The sequence below is a fragment of the Sphingomonas sp. SP5 genome (assembly GCF_058313455.1).
The window spans coordinates 56,330-69,637 of sequence record NZ_JBZFLF010000004.1 but is presented as its reverse complement, the minus strand read 5'-3'; the positions used below and the strand labels follow the sequence as shown (position 1 = coordinate 69,637).

General features: G+C 68.8%; 15 protein-coding genes and 1 pseudogene. 7 read left to right on the top strand and 9 right to left on the bottom strand.

The genetic code is table 11. The features are described 5' to 3' along the window. Positions 1–358 precede the first annotated feature (358 nt). A complete protein-coding gene (gene rsmI / locus AC4GY7_RS11210) occupies positions 359–1,216 on the bottom strand; it encodes a 16S rRNA (cytidine(1402)-2'-O)-methyltransferase (protein ID WP_491113938.1) in 858 nt (285 codons plus the stop codon). Here rsmI and AC4GY7_RS11205 point away from each other — a divergent pair. Next, positions 1,215–2,426, top strand: a complete 1,212-nt coding sequence (locus AC4GY7_RS11205) for a penicillin-binding protein activator (RefSeq protein WP_491113935.1) — start codon at positions 1,215–1,217, stop codon at positions 2,424–2,426. The genes rsmI and AC4GY7_RS11205 overlap by 2 nt on opposite strands. A gap of 13 nt (positions 2,427–2,439) precedes the next feature. Here the strand turns inward: AC4GY7_RS11205 and hemW are convergent, their stop codons facing one another. After that, positions 2,440–3,618, bottom strand: coding sequence for a radical SAM family heme chaperone HemW (hemW, locus tag AC4GY7_RS11200; protein WP_491113932.1), 1,179 nt, complete (start codon positions 3,616–3,618; stop codon positions 2,440–2,442). Positions 3,619–3,630: 12 nt separating this feature from the next. Between hemW and AC4GY7_RS11195 the strand changes: the two genes are divergently transcribed. Further along, positions 3,631–4,197, top strand: coding sequence for a CAP domain-containing protein (locus AC4GY7_RS11195; RefSeq protein WP_491113929.1), 567 nt, complete (start codon positions 3,631–3,633; stop codon positions 4,195–4,197). A gap of 4 nt (positions 4,198–4,201) precedes the next feature. On the opposite strand, the gene AC4GY7_RS11190 is transcribed toward AC4GY7_RS11195, so the two are convergent. Genes AC4GY7_RS11190 through rph form a run of 3 tightly spaced genes read right to left on the bottom strand, consistent with a single transcriptional unit; the run spans position 4,202 to position 6,179 of the window. After that, on the bottom strand, positions 4,202–4,801 hold the full coding sequence (locus AC4GY7_RS11190) for a GNAT family N-acetyltransferase (RefSeq protein ID WP_491113926.1): 600 nt from the start codon (positions 4,799–4,801) through the stop codon (positions 4,202–4,204). 32 nt (positions 4,802–4,833) lie between these two features. Then, complete coding sequence (rdgB, locus tag AC4GY7_RS11185) at positions 4,834–5,469, bottom strand: RdgB/HAM1 family non-canonical purine NTP pyrophosphatase (protein WP_443583283.1); 636 nt, start codon at positions 5,467–5,469, stop codon at positions 4,834–4,836. After that, entirely contained in the window at positions 5,466–6,179 is a 714-nt protein-coding gene (gene rph / locus AC4GY7_RS11180) for a ribonuclease PH (protein WP_491113922.1), read from the bottom strand. The genes rdgB and rph overlap by 4 nt, the downstream gene beginning before the upstream one ends. A gap of 82 nt (positions 6,180–6,261) precedes the next feature. Between rph and AC4GY7_RS11175 the strand changes: the two genes are divergently transcribed. From AC4GY7_RS11175 to grpE, 3 genes are read left to right on the top strand one after another with little or no spacing between them, the layout of a single operon-like run. Beyond that, positions 6,262–6,780 carry a DUF6438 domain-containing protein gene (locus AC4GY7_RS11175; protein ID WP_491113919.1) on the top strand — a complete coding sequence of 173 codons (519 nt, stop codon included), beginning with the start codon at positions 6,262–6,264 and terminating at the stop codon, positions 6,778–6,780. An 8-nt stretch (positions 6,781–6,788) separates the two neighbouring features. After that, positions 6,789–7,829: a heat-inducible transcriptional repressor HrcA gene (gene hrcA, locus AC4GY7_RS11170; RefSeq protein WP_491113916.1), complete on the top strand. Its 1,041-nt coding sequence runs from the start codon at positions 6,789–6,791 to the stop codon at positions 7,827–7,829. 15 nt (positions 7,830–7,844) lie between these two features. After that, complete coding sequence (gene grpE, locus AC4GY7_RS11165) at positions 7,845–8,387, top strand: nucleotide exchange factor GrpE (RefSeq protein WP_491113913.1); 543 nt, start codon at positions 7,845–7,847, stop codon at positions 8,385–8,387. Between the two features lie 41 nt (positions 8,388–8,428). On the opposite strand, the gene AC4GY7_RS11160 is transcribed toward grpE, so the two are convergent. Both AC4GY7_RS11160 and AC4GY7_RS11155 read right to left on the bottom strand, forming a co-directional pair. Continuing rightward, complete coding sequence (locus AC4GY7_RS11160) at positions 8,429–8,674, bottom strand: BrnA antitoxin family protein (protein WP_491113910.1); 246 nt, start codon at positions 8,672–8,674, stop codon at positions 8,429–8,431. 82 nt (positions 8,675–8,756) lie between these two features. Then, the gene (locus AC4GY7_RS11155; RefSeq protein WP_491113907.1) at positions 8,757–8,915 is read right to left on the bottom strand and encodes a BrnT family toxin; all 159 of its coding nucleotides are present in this window, start codon (positions 8,913–8,915) and stop codon (positions 8,757–8,759) included. 72 nt (positions 8,916–8,987) lie between these two features. On the opposite strand from AC4GY7_RS11155, the gene AC4GY7_RS11150 reads away from it, so the two are divergent. Then, a complete protein-coding gene (locus tag AC4GY7_RS11150; RefSeq protein ID WP_491113904.1) occupies positions 8,988–10,214 on the top strand; it encodes a threonine synthase in 1,227 nt (408 codons plus the stop codon). A 26-nt stretch (positions 10,215–10,240) separates the two neighbouring features. Here AC4GY7_RS11150 and AC4GY7_RS11145 read toward each other — a convergent pair. Together AC4GY7_RS11145 and AC4GY7_RS11140 are read right to left on the bottom strand one after the other, a co-directional pair. After that, a pseudogene (locus AC4GY7_RS11145) lies at positions 10,241–10,669 on the bottom strand (vgr related protein); the annotation flags it as partial. Next, complete coding sequence (locus tag AC4GY7_RS11140) at positions 10,669–11,154, bottom strand: copper chaperone PCu(A)C (RefSeq protein WP_491113902.1); 486 nt, start codon at positions 11,152–11,154, stop codon at positions 10,669–10,671. The pseudogene AC4GY7_RS11145 and the gene AC4GY7_RS11140, both read right to left, overlap by 1 nt. A 185-nt stretch (positions 11,155–11,339) precedes the next feature. Between AC4GY7_RS11140 and dnaK the strand changes: the two genes are divergently transcribed. After that, complete coding sequence (gene dnaK, locus AC4GY7_RS11135; protein ID WP_443583260.1) at positions 11,340–13,244, top strand: molecular chaperone DnaK; 1,905 nt, start codon at positions 11,340–11,342, stop codon at positions 13,242–13,244. Positions 13,245–13,308: the final 64 nt, after the last annotated feature.

Here is a 13,308-nt window from a genome sequence, read left to right as displayed (position 1 = left end):
CCGAGCCCAATCGCCGACATATTATCGTGGTGGTTCAGGATTTCGCAAAAGCCAAACTCTGGTTGTTCCGGTTCATTGCAGCTGTCTGGATTGCGACCGCAATCCCGATCGTCTTGCTGAGCGTTTTGCTTCTGGAGCTGCCTTTTTGGCCGAATTCCAGTGCAGATAGCACTGCTGAGGGTATCGCAACTTGGGCTGTGATCGCGGCGTGGTTCTATATCACACCGATAGCGTTGCTAATCATCGGTCGTCGTTGGAATAGAAGGTTGTCTCGCTGAACCGACTGCGCCTTCCTCGCTTCTGTCCAAGGAAAGAGGGAAGGAAGAAGCAGCCTTGGATGTGATCGCTCTCGAAACGATCACCCCTCGCCCTTCATCGCCAGCGCCCGCGCATACAGCGTCTTGCGGTCGAGCCCGAACGCCTTCGCCACCTCGCCCGCCGCCTTGGCGACCGGCAGGCGGGTGAGTGCTTCGGCGAGGGCGGCGTCGGCATCCTCGATCGCCGGCGGCGGCGCCTCGCCGGGGGGGGCGACGACGATGGCGATCTCGCCCTTGGGGGCAGCGTCGGCATAGCGGGCGGCGAGGGTGGACAATGTGCCGGTGACCGCCTCTTCGAACCGCTTGGTGATCTCGCGCGTCACCGCCGCCTCGCGGTCGCCGAGGCCTTGCGCCAGCGCCGCCAGGCAGGCGGCAAGGCGCGGACCGGATTCGTACAGGACCAGCGTCGCCCGGATCGCGGCGATCTCGGCGATGGCGGCGCTGCGCGCATGCGCCTTGCTCGGCAGGAAGCCGCAGAAGAGGAAGCGGTCGGTCGGCAGCCCGGCCAGCGTCAGCGCGGCGACCGCGGCGCACGGGCCGGGAATCGTCACCACCGCATGGCCGGCGGCGCGCGCGTCGCGCACCAGCTTGTAGCCGGGGTCGGAGATTAGCGGCGTACCCGCGTCGGAGACGAGCGCGACGGCCTCGCCCGCCATCCGGGCGATCAGCCCCGGCCGCACCCCTTCGGCGTTATGGTCGTGATAGGGCAGCATCGGGCGCTTGACGCCGATATGGCGGAGCAGTCCGGCGGTGACGCGGCTGTCCTCCACCGCTATCACGTCGGCGCGGCCGAGGATGTCGGCGGCGCGCGGCGATAGGTCAGCAAGATTGCCGATCGGCGTCGCGACGATATAGAGTCCGGGTGCGAGAGGTTCGGTAATGGCCACGGGGGACGTCATGGCAGAGGCAGCAACATTTGGACAGCCGTGGACGGGGCGGTCGTGGCCAGGCGTGCGGCGCTGGGCCGCGCTGGCCGCCGCGGCGATGCTCGCCGCCTGTTCCACCGTCGTGCCGCGTGGTCCCGTCGAGGCGCCGACCCGCCCGCAGCGTCCGCAGGCCGAACGGCCCGAGCCGGTCGAGACCGGCCTGCCGCGCGATACCCAGCGCAACCGTGTCGCCCTGCTGGTGCCCCTGTCGGGCAGCAATGCCGGCGTCGGCCGCTCGATCGCCAATGCGACCATGCTGGCGGTGCTCGACACCGGCACCGACAAGGTCCGCATCACCAATTACGACACCGCCACCGGTGCCGCCGCCGCCGCGCAGCGCGCCATCGCGGAGGGCGCGCAGCTGATCCTCGGCCCGCTCCTGTCGGAGGACGTGCGCACGGTCGCGCCGATCGCGCGGGCGGCGGGCGTGCCGGTGCTGGCTTTTTCCAACGACGCCTCGGTCGCCGGCAATGGCGTCTATCTGATGGGTTATGCGCCGGCGCAGTCGATCGACCGCGTCGTGCGCTACGCCAGCAGCCGCGGCGTCACCAGTTTTGCCGGGCTCATCCCCAACGGCCTGTACGGCGAGCGCGCCTCCACCGCTTTCCTGCGCTCGGTGGAGGGCACGGGTGGATCGGTCGTATCGCTGCAGACCTATGGCCGCACCGCGGGCGGCATCACCGGCGCGGTGACGCGGCTCAATGCCAAGGCGCCCTATGGCGCGGTGCTGGTCGCGGATGCCGGCACCCCGGCTGCGGTCGCGGCACCGCTCATCAAGCGCGGCAGCGGCGCCTCGACGCACATTCTCGGCACCGAATTGTGGAATTCCGAAAGCAACCTCGCGGCCAAGCCGGCGCTGAACGGCGCCTGGTTCGCCAGCGTCGGCAACACGCTCTACCGCCAATATGCCGCGAAATACCGGTCGCGCTACAATGCCGCGCCCTACCGCTTGTCCAGCTTGGGCTATGATGCGGTGCTGCTGACGGTGCGGATCGCGCGCGACTGGCCGGTGGGGCGGCGCTTCCCCGAAAACCGGCTACGCGATGCGGACGGTTTCGCCGGCATCGACGGCGCCTTCCGCTTCGGCCGCGACGGCGTCGCCGAACGCGCGCTGGAGGTGCAGGAGATCCAGAACGGCACGATCGTCACCGTGTCGCCGGCCCCGACCGGCTTCGGCGGGTAAGCGGCCCCTGCCGTCACGTCACCTGCGGCGTGGCGGAAGGGGCAGGGGCATCGCGCACCACCATCGGCAGGATCGCATCGAGCAGCAGCGCGCCCGCTTCGGTGACGCGCAGCCGCTCGCCCGCGCGCGCGACCAGCCCCTGCGCCTCCAGCCGCGCCACCGCCGCCCAGTCGATCGGCGCGCTGCCGCCGGCCACCGCCGCGACATGGGCAAGGTCGACACCCTCCACCAGCCGCAGCCCCATCACCAGCGCCTCGGCTCCCCGGTCATGCGCCGCAAGCGGATCCTCCACCTGCAACCCGTGGCCGTTGCGCGCCACCGCGGCGAGCCAGTTCTCGGGCTTCCGGTGGCGCTGCGTGGCTAGCCCGTCGCGGCGGCCATGCGCCCCCGGCCCCACGCCGGCATAGTCGCCGTAGCGCCAATAGGTGAGGTTATGCCGGCTCTCCGCGCCACGCCGGGCGTGGTTGGAGGTTTCATAGGCCGGCAGCCCCGCCGCCGCGGTCATCGCCCGCGTCGCCTCGAACAGGTCGGCGGCGGTATCTTCGTCGGGGATGGTCAGGCGCCCCCTGGCCGCTTCGGTGGCAAAACGCGTGCCGGGCTCGATGGTCAGCTGGTAGAGCGACAGATGCTCGGTGCCGAGTGCCAGCGCTTGCGCCAGCTCCGCCTCCCATGCGGCAAGGCTCTGCGCAGGCAGCGCGTAGATCAGGTCGAAGCTGACGCGCGCGAAATGGCGCTGCGCCACCGCCAGCGCGCCGAGCCCCTCGTGCACGTCATGCGCGCGATCGAGGAAGCGCAGGCTGGCATCGTCCAGCGCCTGCAGGCCCAGCGACACGCGGTTGACCCCCGCCGCGGCCAGATCGGCGAACCGTGCCGCCTCGACGGACGACGGGTTCGCCTCCAGCGTGATCTCGATGTCCGGCGCCGGCGTCCAGTGGCGCTGCGCCGCCTCCAGGATCGCCGCGACGGTGGCGGGCGGCATCAGCGACGGCGTGCCGCCGCCGAAGAAGATCGATCCCAGCGTGCGACCCGGCAGCGCGCGCGCCTCGTGCGCCAGGTCGGCGAGCAGCGCGTCGCGCCATTGCTGCTGGTCGACATGGTCGCGCACGTGGCTGTTGAAGTCGCAGTAAGGGCATTTGGAGACGCAGAACGGCCAATGGACGTACAGGGCGAGCGGCGACTTGTCGGGGATCATGATGTGGCCGATATGGCGGCGATGATCCCGAAACGCCACCGCTGGCTTGCCCTCCTGCTGTCATTCGCCGCCTGCACGCAGGGTCCGGAGCGGGTCGTGGAGGCGCGGACGAGCGCGGAACCGGCGCCGCGCGGATCGGTGCTGCTGCGCACCGCGATGCTCTCGGCGCAGAACCGCGAGCGCGCCGACCGCGGGCTGGCGCCGCTGGCGTGGAGCGATCGCCTCGCCGCGTCGGCCCGAACCTATGCCGAGACGATGGCGCGCACCGGCCGCTTCGAACATGCGCCGCAGTCGATGGGCCTCGATCGCGAAGGCGAGAATCTGTGGACGGGCACCCGCGGCGCCTATCGCTATGACGAGATGGTCGCCCATTGGCTGGGGGAACGGCCCGATTTCATCAACCTGCCGGTGCCGCAGTTCAGCCGCACCGGCCGCTGGCAGGACGTCAGCCATTATGGCCAGATCGTCTCGCGCCGCACGACGGAGGTCGGCTGCGCGCTGGCGAGCAGCGCCACCGACGATTATCTGGTCTGCCGCTATGCGCCGCCCGGCAACCTGTTCGGCGTCAAGGTCTATTGACCGCTCAGGCCAGCGTCGCGGTGGTATAGGCCGTGTAGCGGCGCCAGCCGAGCGTCGCGTACAGCGCCTCGCCCATGGCCGTCGCGGTCAGCACCTGGCGGGCATGCGCCGGGCGTCGTGCGCCGAGCGTTGCCATCAGCGCTCGCCCCAGGCCGCGGCGGCGGTGCGCTTCGTCGGTGACGATCCGGTCGTAGACGAAGATACCGTCGAGCGCGGCGGCATAGCCGCTCGCCGCCTGCCCGCCGTCGGGCGCGATGATGACGGCATGGGTCACGTCGCCCGCGCTATCCACCGTCAGCCGATAGCCGGCGGGCAGGGGCTGGGCGCCGACGACCGCATCGGTCACCATCATGCCATTGGCATCGGTGATCGCCCAGCCGGCGGGCAGCAGTGCGCCGTAGGTGGCGGCATCGGCGCACAGCTTCACGAACACGCGCGGCTCGGTGATCGTAGCGAGCAGGCGCGTCAGTCCCGGCCCGGCGTCGGCGAAGACGTAGCGGCGGCGTTCGGCCTCGCTGCCGGTATCGACCCGCCAGCCGCCGCTGTCGGCGACCGGCATCGGCAGGCCGCGCGACAGCGAGCGCGCGGCCAGCCAGCCGCGCACCAGGCCGGCGTCGATCCGCGGGGCCGGTTCGATCAGAGGACGGCGTCCACCAGCTGGCGAAAGGCGTCGGCGCGATGGCTCACCGCATGCTTGGCGGCGGGCTCCATCTCGCCGAACGTCTCCGTGCCGTCGATGGGCAGGAACATCGCGTCATAGCCGAAACCGTTGGCGCCGCGCGGCGGCCAGACGAGCGTGCCGTCGACCCGCCCCTCGAACCATTCGACATGACCGTCGGGCCAGGCCAGCGCCAGCGCGCAGACGAAATGCGCATCGCGCGGACTGCCGGGTTCCTCGCCCAGCCGATCCTCGACCAGCCGCATGGCGAGGTCGAAGTCCTTGGCTTCGCCGGCCCAGCGCGCCGAGAAGATGCCGGGGTCGCCGCCCAGCGCATCGACGCACAGCCCGCTGTCGTCGGCGAGCGCGGGCAGGCCGGACAGGTCCGCCGCCTGCAACGCCTTCAACTCGGCATTGGCGACGAAGGTGGTGCCGGTCTCCTCGGGCTCGGGCAGGTCGAGCTCGCCCGCCGAGACGGGTTCGATGCCGTACGGCCCGAGCAGTTCGGCGATCTCGCGCACCTTGCCGGCATTATGGCTGGCGATGACGATCCGGCCGGGGGCGAGCTTGCGGATCGCCTGGCGGCCTTCTCCGCGTTCGTCCTGGCCGCTCATCGGACCGCGCGATCCTGTGCGGCGAAGATTTCGCCGCAGCCGATGCGGGCGAGGCGCAGCAGGCGCAGCAGCGCTTCCTCGTCATAGGTCGCGTGCTCGGCGGTGGCCTGCGCCTCGGCGATGTTGCCGTTTTCGAGGAGGACGAAGTTGCCGTCGGCATCCGCGCCCGAATCCTCGAGGTAATCGAGGTCGAGGACCGGCGTACCCTGGTAGATGCCGCAGCTGACGGCGGCGACCTTCTGGCGGATCGGATCAACGGTCAGCTTGCCGTTTGCCAGCAGCGTGTTCACCGCCAGGCGCAGCGCGACCCAGGCGCCGGAGATGGCGGCGGTGCGGGTGCCGCCGTCCGCCTGGATGACGTCGCAGTCGAGCGTGATCTGGCGCTCGCCGAGCAGCTTCATGTCGACCACCGAGCGCAGCGAGCGGCCGATCAGGCGCTGGATTTCCTGCGTGCGGCCCGATTGCTTGCCCTTGGCGGCTTCACGGCTGCCGCGCGTGTGCGTCGCGCGGGGGAGCATGCCGTATTCGGCGGTCACCCAGCCCTCGCCCTTGCCGCGCAGGAACGGCGGCACGCGCTCTTCCAGGCTGGCGGTCACCAGCACCTTGGTATCGCCGAAGCCGACCAGCACCGATCCTTCGGCATGGCGCGTGAAGTTCGGTTCGATCGTGATGGTGCGCATCTGGTCGGGGGCGCGGCCGCTGGGGCGCATTCAACTCTCCTCAAGGTTCGATAGCCCAAGCCCTAGACGGCACCGCTGGCGCGCGCCAGTGTTCAGCAAAGGGGACAGGAACATGAAGAGCGTAATCGTGGGGTTGGCGGCCGTGGCACTGGCCGGCACGCTGTCCGGCTGCGTGGTGGTGGATGCATCGCGCAACGGCCGCCCGGTGGCGCTGGAAAGCGAAACGATCCGCTACGAAACCGCGCCCTGCTTCGGCACCTGCCCGGTCTATGCCGTCACCATCGCGCCGGACGGCAGCGGGACGTTCGAGGGCAAGAGGTTCACGGCGGTGAGCGGGATCAGGCGGTTCCAGGCGACGCCTGCCGCCTACCACAGCTTCGCTGCCAGGCTGGCGCCCTATCGACCGGCCGAGGGCGAGAAGCTCTATCAGATGGGCACGCCCCTGTGCGGCGGCCCGATGGTGTCGGACATGCCCAGCGTCGATGTCGTCTGGAGCGAGGCGAGCGGCGCCAGCCAGCATCTCAACCTCTATTACGGCTGCGGCCCGCAAGCGATGCGCGATGCGCTGCGATCCGCACCGGACGCGCTGCCGATCGCGGCCTTTATCGGCGATCCCCAACGCCCTAGATAATCGGCATCATGGGACCGCCGGTCACCGAACTGACCGACCGCGCGCGCGATATCTTCCGTGCCGTGGTCGATGGCTATGTCGAAAGCGGCATGCCGGTGGGATCGAAGACGATCGCCGCCGCCGCCGGCCTGCGGCTGTCGCCCGCCTCGATCCGCGGCGTGATGCAGGAGCTGGAGGAACTGGGCCTGCTCGCCAGTCCGCACACCAGCGCCGGGCGGGTGCCGACCGAGCGCGGCCTGCGCCTGTTCGTCGACGGCATGATGCAGGCGCTGGAGCCCTCGCCCGAGGAACGCGCCGCGATCGAGGCGCGCGCCGGCCGCCATGGCCCGGTCGAGGAGGCGCTGGCGGCGACCACCGCGGCGCTGTCCGGCCTGTCCGCCTGCGCGGGACTCGTGATGGTGCCCAAGCGCGAACTGGCGCTGCGCTCGATCGGTTTCGTGCCGCTGTCGGCGTTGCAGGCACTGGCGGTGCTGGTGAGCGAGGATGGTTCGGTCGAGAACCGGGTGATCGACCTGCCCGCCGGCATGACGCCGTCCGCCCTGGTCGAGGCGGGCAATTACATGACCGCGACCCTCTCCGGCCTGACCCTTGCCGAGGCGCGGGCACGGATCGGCCGGCAATTGGCGGAGGGCGAGGCGGCGATCGACGGCGTCGCCCGCGCGCTGGTCGAGGCGGGGCTCGCCGTGTGGAGCGAGGACGGCACGCGCCGCCCGGTGCTGATCGTGCGCGGGCAGGGGCGGCTGATCGATGCGGCGGCGGCCGCCGACCTCGACCGGGTGCGCGACCTGCTCGACGACCTCGAAGGCAAGCAGGAGATCGCCGAGCTGCTCGACAGCGCGCGGGCAGGGGACGCGACGCGCATCTTCATCGGCGCCGAGAACAAATTGTTCGCGCTGTCCGGCTCGTCGGTGATCGCGCGGCCGTTCCGCGGGCCGGGCGGCAGGGTGGTCGGCGTGGTCGGCGTGATCGGCCCGACGCGGTTGAACTATGCGCGCGTCGTGCCCATGGTGGATTTCACGGCGGCAACGCTCGCCCGACTGATGGGCTGAAACACAGGGAATCGAATGACCGAAGAGACGAAGACCGGCGCGGACGACCTGCGTCACGAGACGGCGGAGGCTGCGCCCGAGGTGGCCGAGCACGATCGCGTCGCCGATCTGGAAAACCAGTTGGCCGACGCGAAGCAGCAGACGCTCTACGCGCAGGCGGAGATCCAGAACGTCCGCCGCCGTGCCGAAAAGGAAGTGGCCGACGCACGCAACTACTCCACCACCTCGTTCGCGCGCGACATCCTGTCGGTCGCCGACAACCTGTCGCGCGGCCTGTCGGCTATCCCGGCGGACCTGCGCGGCGACGAGAAGCTCAAGGGCCTCGTCACCGGCCTCGAGGCGACCGGCCGCGAGCTCGACAGCGTCTTCGCCCGCAACGGCATCACCCGCATCGAGGCGATGGGCCAGGCGCTCGACCCCAACAAGCACCAGGCGATGATGGAAGTGCCGAGCGATGCCGAGCCCGGCACCATCGTGCAGGAAATGCAGGCAGGCTATATGATCAAGGACCGCCTGCTCCGCCCCGCGCTGGTTGGCGTGGCGAAGAAGCCGGATTGATCCTGCGAGGGGAGCCGCTCGGCTCCCCTCGCTCGCCGCGGCTAGACCTTGGCCGCCTTCAGCACGTCGTTCATCCGAGCCTGCCAGCCGCGACCGGTCGCCCGGAACTTGTCGAGGACCTCCGGATCGAGGCGCAGCGTCACCTGCTTCTTGGTGGGTGAGCGTTGCAAACCGCGCAGCCGTGCGCGGCGTTCGGCGAGTGCGTGCTCCAATGCTTCGGCCGTGACATCCCGATCCTCGGGATCATGGGGATCTGCTTTAATCGCTATGATGGATCCGTCGTTCACTGCCGTTACTCCTTCGAACTGAGATAAAGCGTATCGTCGACTCTCGGTATACGAAAACGCCCGTCCATAATCGTCCTCCGACCTAACCGATCATCTTGAAACGGGGTTCTTCGTCTTCCAGCCGAACGGTAGGAACAACGATATGGCTTGGGTCGGTCATGATCCGCTCGCCGAAAGCCAATGACACGCCATGCTTGTCGCGGTTGATCGCGTCTTTCACCGTATCGAACGCGATCTCCATATCTGATTGTAACTACAATCAGCCATCTAATCAAGTGGACGCTATCTCTCTGACAAGGCTAGAGGATGTCGCATGAACCCCAATCTCACCACCGATCGCCCGACCTTCGTCACGCATCTCGAATGCTCGCTGACCGGCGAGCGTTACGAGGCGGACCGGCTGCATGGGCTGTCGCGCGCCGGACGGCCGCTGCTGGTGCGCTACGACCTTGATGCGGTCGCCGCCAACCTGCCCAAGCGCCTGCTCGAGACGCGGCCGACCGACCTGTGGCGCTGGCGCGAGCTGCTGCCGGTGCGAGGCACGAACAATGTCGTCAGCCTGGGCGAGATCGAGACGCCGCTGATCCCGATCCCCAAAAGCGCCGGCAGCGGTAACGTGCTGGTCAAGGACGAAGGACGCCTGCCGACCGGCAGCTTCAAGGCGCGCGGGCTGGTGATGGCGGTGGCGATGGCCAAGGAACTAGGCGTCAGTCGCATCGCCATGCCGACCAACGGCAATGCCGGCGCCGCGCTTGCCGCCTATGCGACGCGCGTCGGTATCGAGACGATCGTGTTCTGCCCCGAGGATACGCCGGAGGTGAACGTCCGCGAGATCGCGATGCAGGGCGCGCGGGTGTGGCGGGTCAACGGCTTGATCGACGATTGCGGCGCGATCGTGGGCAAGGGGGCCGCCGAGGGGCGCTGGTTCGACTTCTCGACGCTGAAGGAGCCCTATCGGATCGAGGGCAAGAAGACGATGGGCCTCGAACTCGCCGCGCAGCTCGGCTGGGAGCTGCCCGATGCGATCTTCTACCCGACCGGCGGCGGCACGGGGTTGATCGGCATGTGGAAGGCGTTCGACGAGCTGGAGCGGCTCGGCTGGATCGGTGCGAAGCGGCCGCGCATGTATGCGGTGCAGGCGTCGGGCTGCGCGCCGATCGTGCGCGCGTTCGAGGCGGGGGTGGAGCATGCCGAGCGCTGGGAGGACGCGCACACCGTCGCCGCCGGCATCCGCGTGCCCAGGGCCGTGGGCGACTTCCTGATTCTGCGCGCGGTGCGCGAGAGCGGCGGCAAGGCGCTGGGCGTCGGCGATCCCGCCATCCTGCAGGCGGTGGACGATGCCGCGCGCAAGGACGGCCTGCTGCTCTGCCCGGAAGGCGGCGCGACACTGGCCGCCTATCGCGAGGCGCTGCGCACCGGCGAGGTCGACGAGGACGAGCGCGTCGTGCTGTTCAATTGCGCCACCGGCCTCAAATACCCGATGCCGCCCGCCCCGCAGACGCTCGACCGCCACGCCCCGATCGATTTCGCCGCGCTTTGAAGCTTGATCCACTGACGTGGAAGCGGCACCGGCGGCGCGCCCGGCACACGTGCGCCGTGGCGGAGCAGGAAGGCGTGGCGCACGATCTCACCCTGCTGCTCGATGCCGTAGCGGTTGAGCGGCTGGCCCGGCTTCAACGCATAGGTGTAGCGGCAGAAGGGGTGGCGGGCGAGCGGCAGGCATATGCCGCGTTGATGCTGCCAGATATGCACCATTTCGTGGATGAAGAGCCCCTGGTCGGCGAGCGCCGCGGCGGCGAAATCCTCGCGATAGCCCTGGCCCTTGGGGTGGAAATGGATGCAGCCGGTCGGTGCCATCACGGTATCGCGCGGCTGGAAGAACGCCCATTTCCGCCGCGCGATGCGCACCGCGTCATAGTCGATCGCGTCGTGGAAGACGCTCGCGGCGAGCGCACGCTCGCCCTCGGTCAGGCCGCGCGACGGGGGCGGGGACATCAGAAATCCGGCGCGGGATCGCTCGGTCCCACCACCGTCACCGGCGCATAGATGCGGCCGCCGTTGGCGAAGTTCAGCGTCAGGTTGTAGATGCGCCCGGCCTTCGCCTTGGGGTTGATGTCGAACAGCATGACATGGCGCCCGCCGGGGGCGAAGACGATGTCGGAACGCGCCGGCACGGCGACGCTGGCGAGCGGCTTCATCGCCGCCATGCCGCCCGCCCCGGTCATGCTCTCGTGCATCTCGGCGCGGATCGCGATGTCGGCGCCGACGTCGATCAGCGTCGCGTTGGAGGGGCCGCCGTGCAGGGTGAAATAGGCCGCGCCCGGACGCCCGGCGACGGCGGGCAGGCGGATCCAGGCATCGTCCACCGTCACCCGGTCGGGTTTGCTGCACGCCGACAGCATCGCCGCCAGTCCCAGCGCCGCCACCCGCCCCGCCACCCGCCCCGTCACGCGTCCCGTCACCCGCCCCGTTACCCGCATCGCCGCTCTCCTTCCCGAAACGGGATCCTTCTCGCATCAGCCCTATGGGTCTCGCCGTCTTGCGGCAAGCGGAACCCCTCCTATATCGCCGCCATGCACGGGAACTTTCGCTGCCGTAACGGGGCAAAGGTTCCATGGCTTTTTTGCTATTCGTTTTTCGTACGTGAGGGGCTCAGCAAGCACACATGGCTAAAGTAATCGGTATCGACCTCGGCACCACCAACAGCTGCGTCGCGGTGATGGAGGGCGGCAAGCCCAAGGTGATCGAGAATGCGGAAGGCGCGCGCACCACGCCGTCGATCGTCGCCTTCGCCAAGGATGGCGAGCGCCTGGTCGGCCAGCCGGCGAAGCGCCAGGCCGTCACCAATGGTGACAACACGATCTTCGCGGTGAAGCGCCTGATCGGCCGCCGCTTCGACGATCCGATCACCAAGAAGGACACCGAGCTGGTTCCGTACCACATCGTGCGCGGCGGCAACGGTGATGCATGGGTGCAGGCGGGCGGCAAGGATTACAGCCCGTCGCAGATCAGCGCCTTCACGCTCCAGAAGATGAAGGAAACCGCCGAATCCTACCTCGGTGAGACGGTGACGCAGGCGGTCATCACCGTGCCGGCCTACTTCAACGACGCGCAGCGCCAGGCGACCAAGGATGCCGGCCAGATCGCCGGCCTCGAAGTGCTGCGCATCATCAACGAGCCGACCGCGGCGGCGCTCGCCTATGGCCTCGAAAAGCAGGACGGCAAGACGATCGCGGTCTACGATCTCGGCGGCGGCACGTTCGACGTCTCGATCCTCGAGATCGGCGACGGCGTGTTCGAGGTGAAGGCGACCAACGGCGATACCTTCCTGGGCGGCGAAGACTTCGACAACAAGCTGGTCGAATATCTCGCCGAGGGCTTCAAGAAGGACGAGGGCATCGACCTCGCCAAGGACAAGCTCGCGCTCCAGCGCCTGAAGGAAGCCGCGGAAAAGGCGAAGATCGAGTTGTCGTCGGCCGCCTCGACCGAGGTCAACCTGCCCTTCATCACCGCCGACCAGAACGGGCCGAAGCACCTCGTCAAGACGATCAGCCGCGCCGATCTGGAGCGTCTGGTCGACAGCCTGATCCAGCGCACGATCGAGCCGATGAAGAAGGCGCTGGCCGACGCCGGCGTCAAGACCGGCGACATCAGCGAAGTCGTCCTCGTCGGCGGCATGACCCGCATGCCCAAGGTCCGCGAAGCGGTGAAGAACTTCTTCGGCAAGGACCCGCACACCGGCGTCAACCCTGACGAGGTCGTCGCGATGGGCGCCGCGATCCAGGCGGGCGTGTTGCAGGGCGACGTCAAGGACGTGCTGCTGCTCGACGTGACGCCGCTGTCGCTCGGCATCGAGACGCTGGGTGGCGTGTTCACCCGCATGATCGATCGCAACACGACGATCCCGACCAAGAAGTCGCAGACCTATTCGACCGCCGACGACAACCAGGGCGCGGTGACGATCCGCGTGTTCCAGGGCGAGCGCGAGATGGCGGCGGACAACAAGCTGCTCGGCCAGTTCGACCTGGTCGGCATCCCGCCGGCGCCGCGCGGCGTGCCGCAGATCGAGGTGACGTTCGACATCGACGCCAACGGCATCGTCAACGTGTCCGCCAAGGACAAGGGCACCGGCAAGGAACAGCAGATCCGCATCCAGGCCTCCGGTGGCCTGTCGGATGCCGACATCGACCAGATGGTCCGCGACGCGGAGAAGTTCGCGGAAGAGGACAAGAAGCGTCGTGCCGGTGCCGAGGCGAAGAACAACGCCGAATCGCTGATCCACACCACCGAGCGCCAGCTTGCCGACAATGGCGACAAGGTCGACGAGTCGCTCAAGTCGGAAATCCAGGCGGCGATCGATGAAGCCAAGAAGGCGGTCGAAGGCGGAGATGCCGACCAGATGACCGAAAAGAGCCAGGCGCTGGCGCAGGTCGCGATGAAGCTCGGCCAGGCGATCTATGAAAAGACGCAGGCTGCCGAAGCCTCACCCCAGGGTGATGCGGCGGGCGAAGCGCCGAAGGACGATGTGGTCGACGCCGAATTCTCGGAAGTCGACGACCACAAGGCGTAAGGACGACCCCGTCCCCCTGCCGCACAACACATGCTTCGGCGTGACTTTTGTGACTTTCCGGCAG

Bases quoted from the DNA above. Each gene is read 5' to 3' on its own strand.
- grpE (WP_491113913.1), top strand. From the start codon at position 7,845: ATGACCGAAGAGACGAAGACCGGCGCGGACGACCTGCGTCACGAGACG.
- AC4GY7_RS11140 (WP_491113902.1), bottom strand. From the start codon at position 11,154: ATGCGGGTAACGGGGCGGGTGACGGGACGCGTGACGGGGCGGGTGGCG.
- rph (WP_491113922.1), bottom strand. From the start codon at position 6,179: ATGCGCCCCAGCGGCCGCGCCCCCGACCAGATGCGCACCATCACGATC.
- AC4GY7_RS11150 (WP_491113904.1), top strand. From the start codon at position 8,988: ATGAACCCCAATCTCACCACCGATCGCCCGACCTTCGTCACGCATCTC.
- rdgB (WP_443583283.1), bottom strand. From the start codon at position 5,469: ATGAGCGGCCAGGACGAACGCGGAGAAGGCCGCCAGGCGATCCGCAAG.
- hemW (WP_491113932.1), bottom strand. From the start codon at position 3,618: ATGATCCCCGACAAGTCGCCGCTCGCCCTGTACGTCCATTGGCCGTTC.
- rsmI (WP_491113938.1), bottom strand. From the start codon at position 1,216: ATGACGTCCCCCGTGGCCATTACCGAACCTCTCGCACCCGGACTCTAT.
- AC4GY7_RS11155 (WP_491113907.1), bottom strand. From the start codon at position 8,915: ATGGAGATCGCGTTCGATACGGTGAAAGACGCGATCAACCGCGACAAG.
- AC4GY7_RS11205 (WP_491113935.1), top strand. From the start codon at position 1,215: ATGGCAGAGGCAGCAACATTTGGACAGCCGTGGACGGGGCGGTCGTGG.
- AC4GY7_RS11175 (WP_491113919.1), top strand. From the start codon at position 6,262: ATGAAGAGCGTAATCGTGGGGTTGGCGGCCGTGGCACTGGCCGGCACG.
- hrcA (WP_491113916.1), top strand. From the start codon at position 6,789: ATGGGACCGCCGGTCACCGAACTGACCGACCGCGCGCGCGATATCTTC.
- AC4GY7_RS11195 (WP_491113929.1), top strand. From the start codon at position 3,631: ATGGCGGCGATGATCCCGAAACGCCACCGCTGGCTTGCCCTCCTGCTG.
- dnaK (WP_443583260.1), top strand. From the start codon at position 11,340: ATGGCTAAAGTAATCGGTATCGACCTCGGCACCACCAACAGCTGCGTC.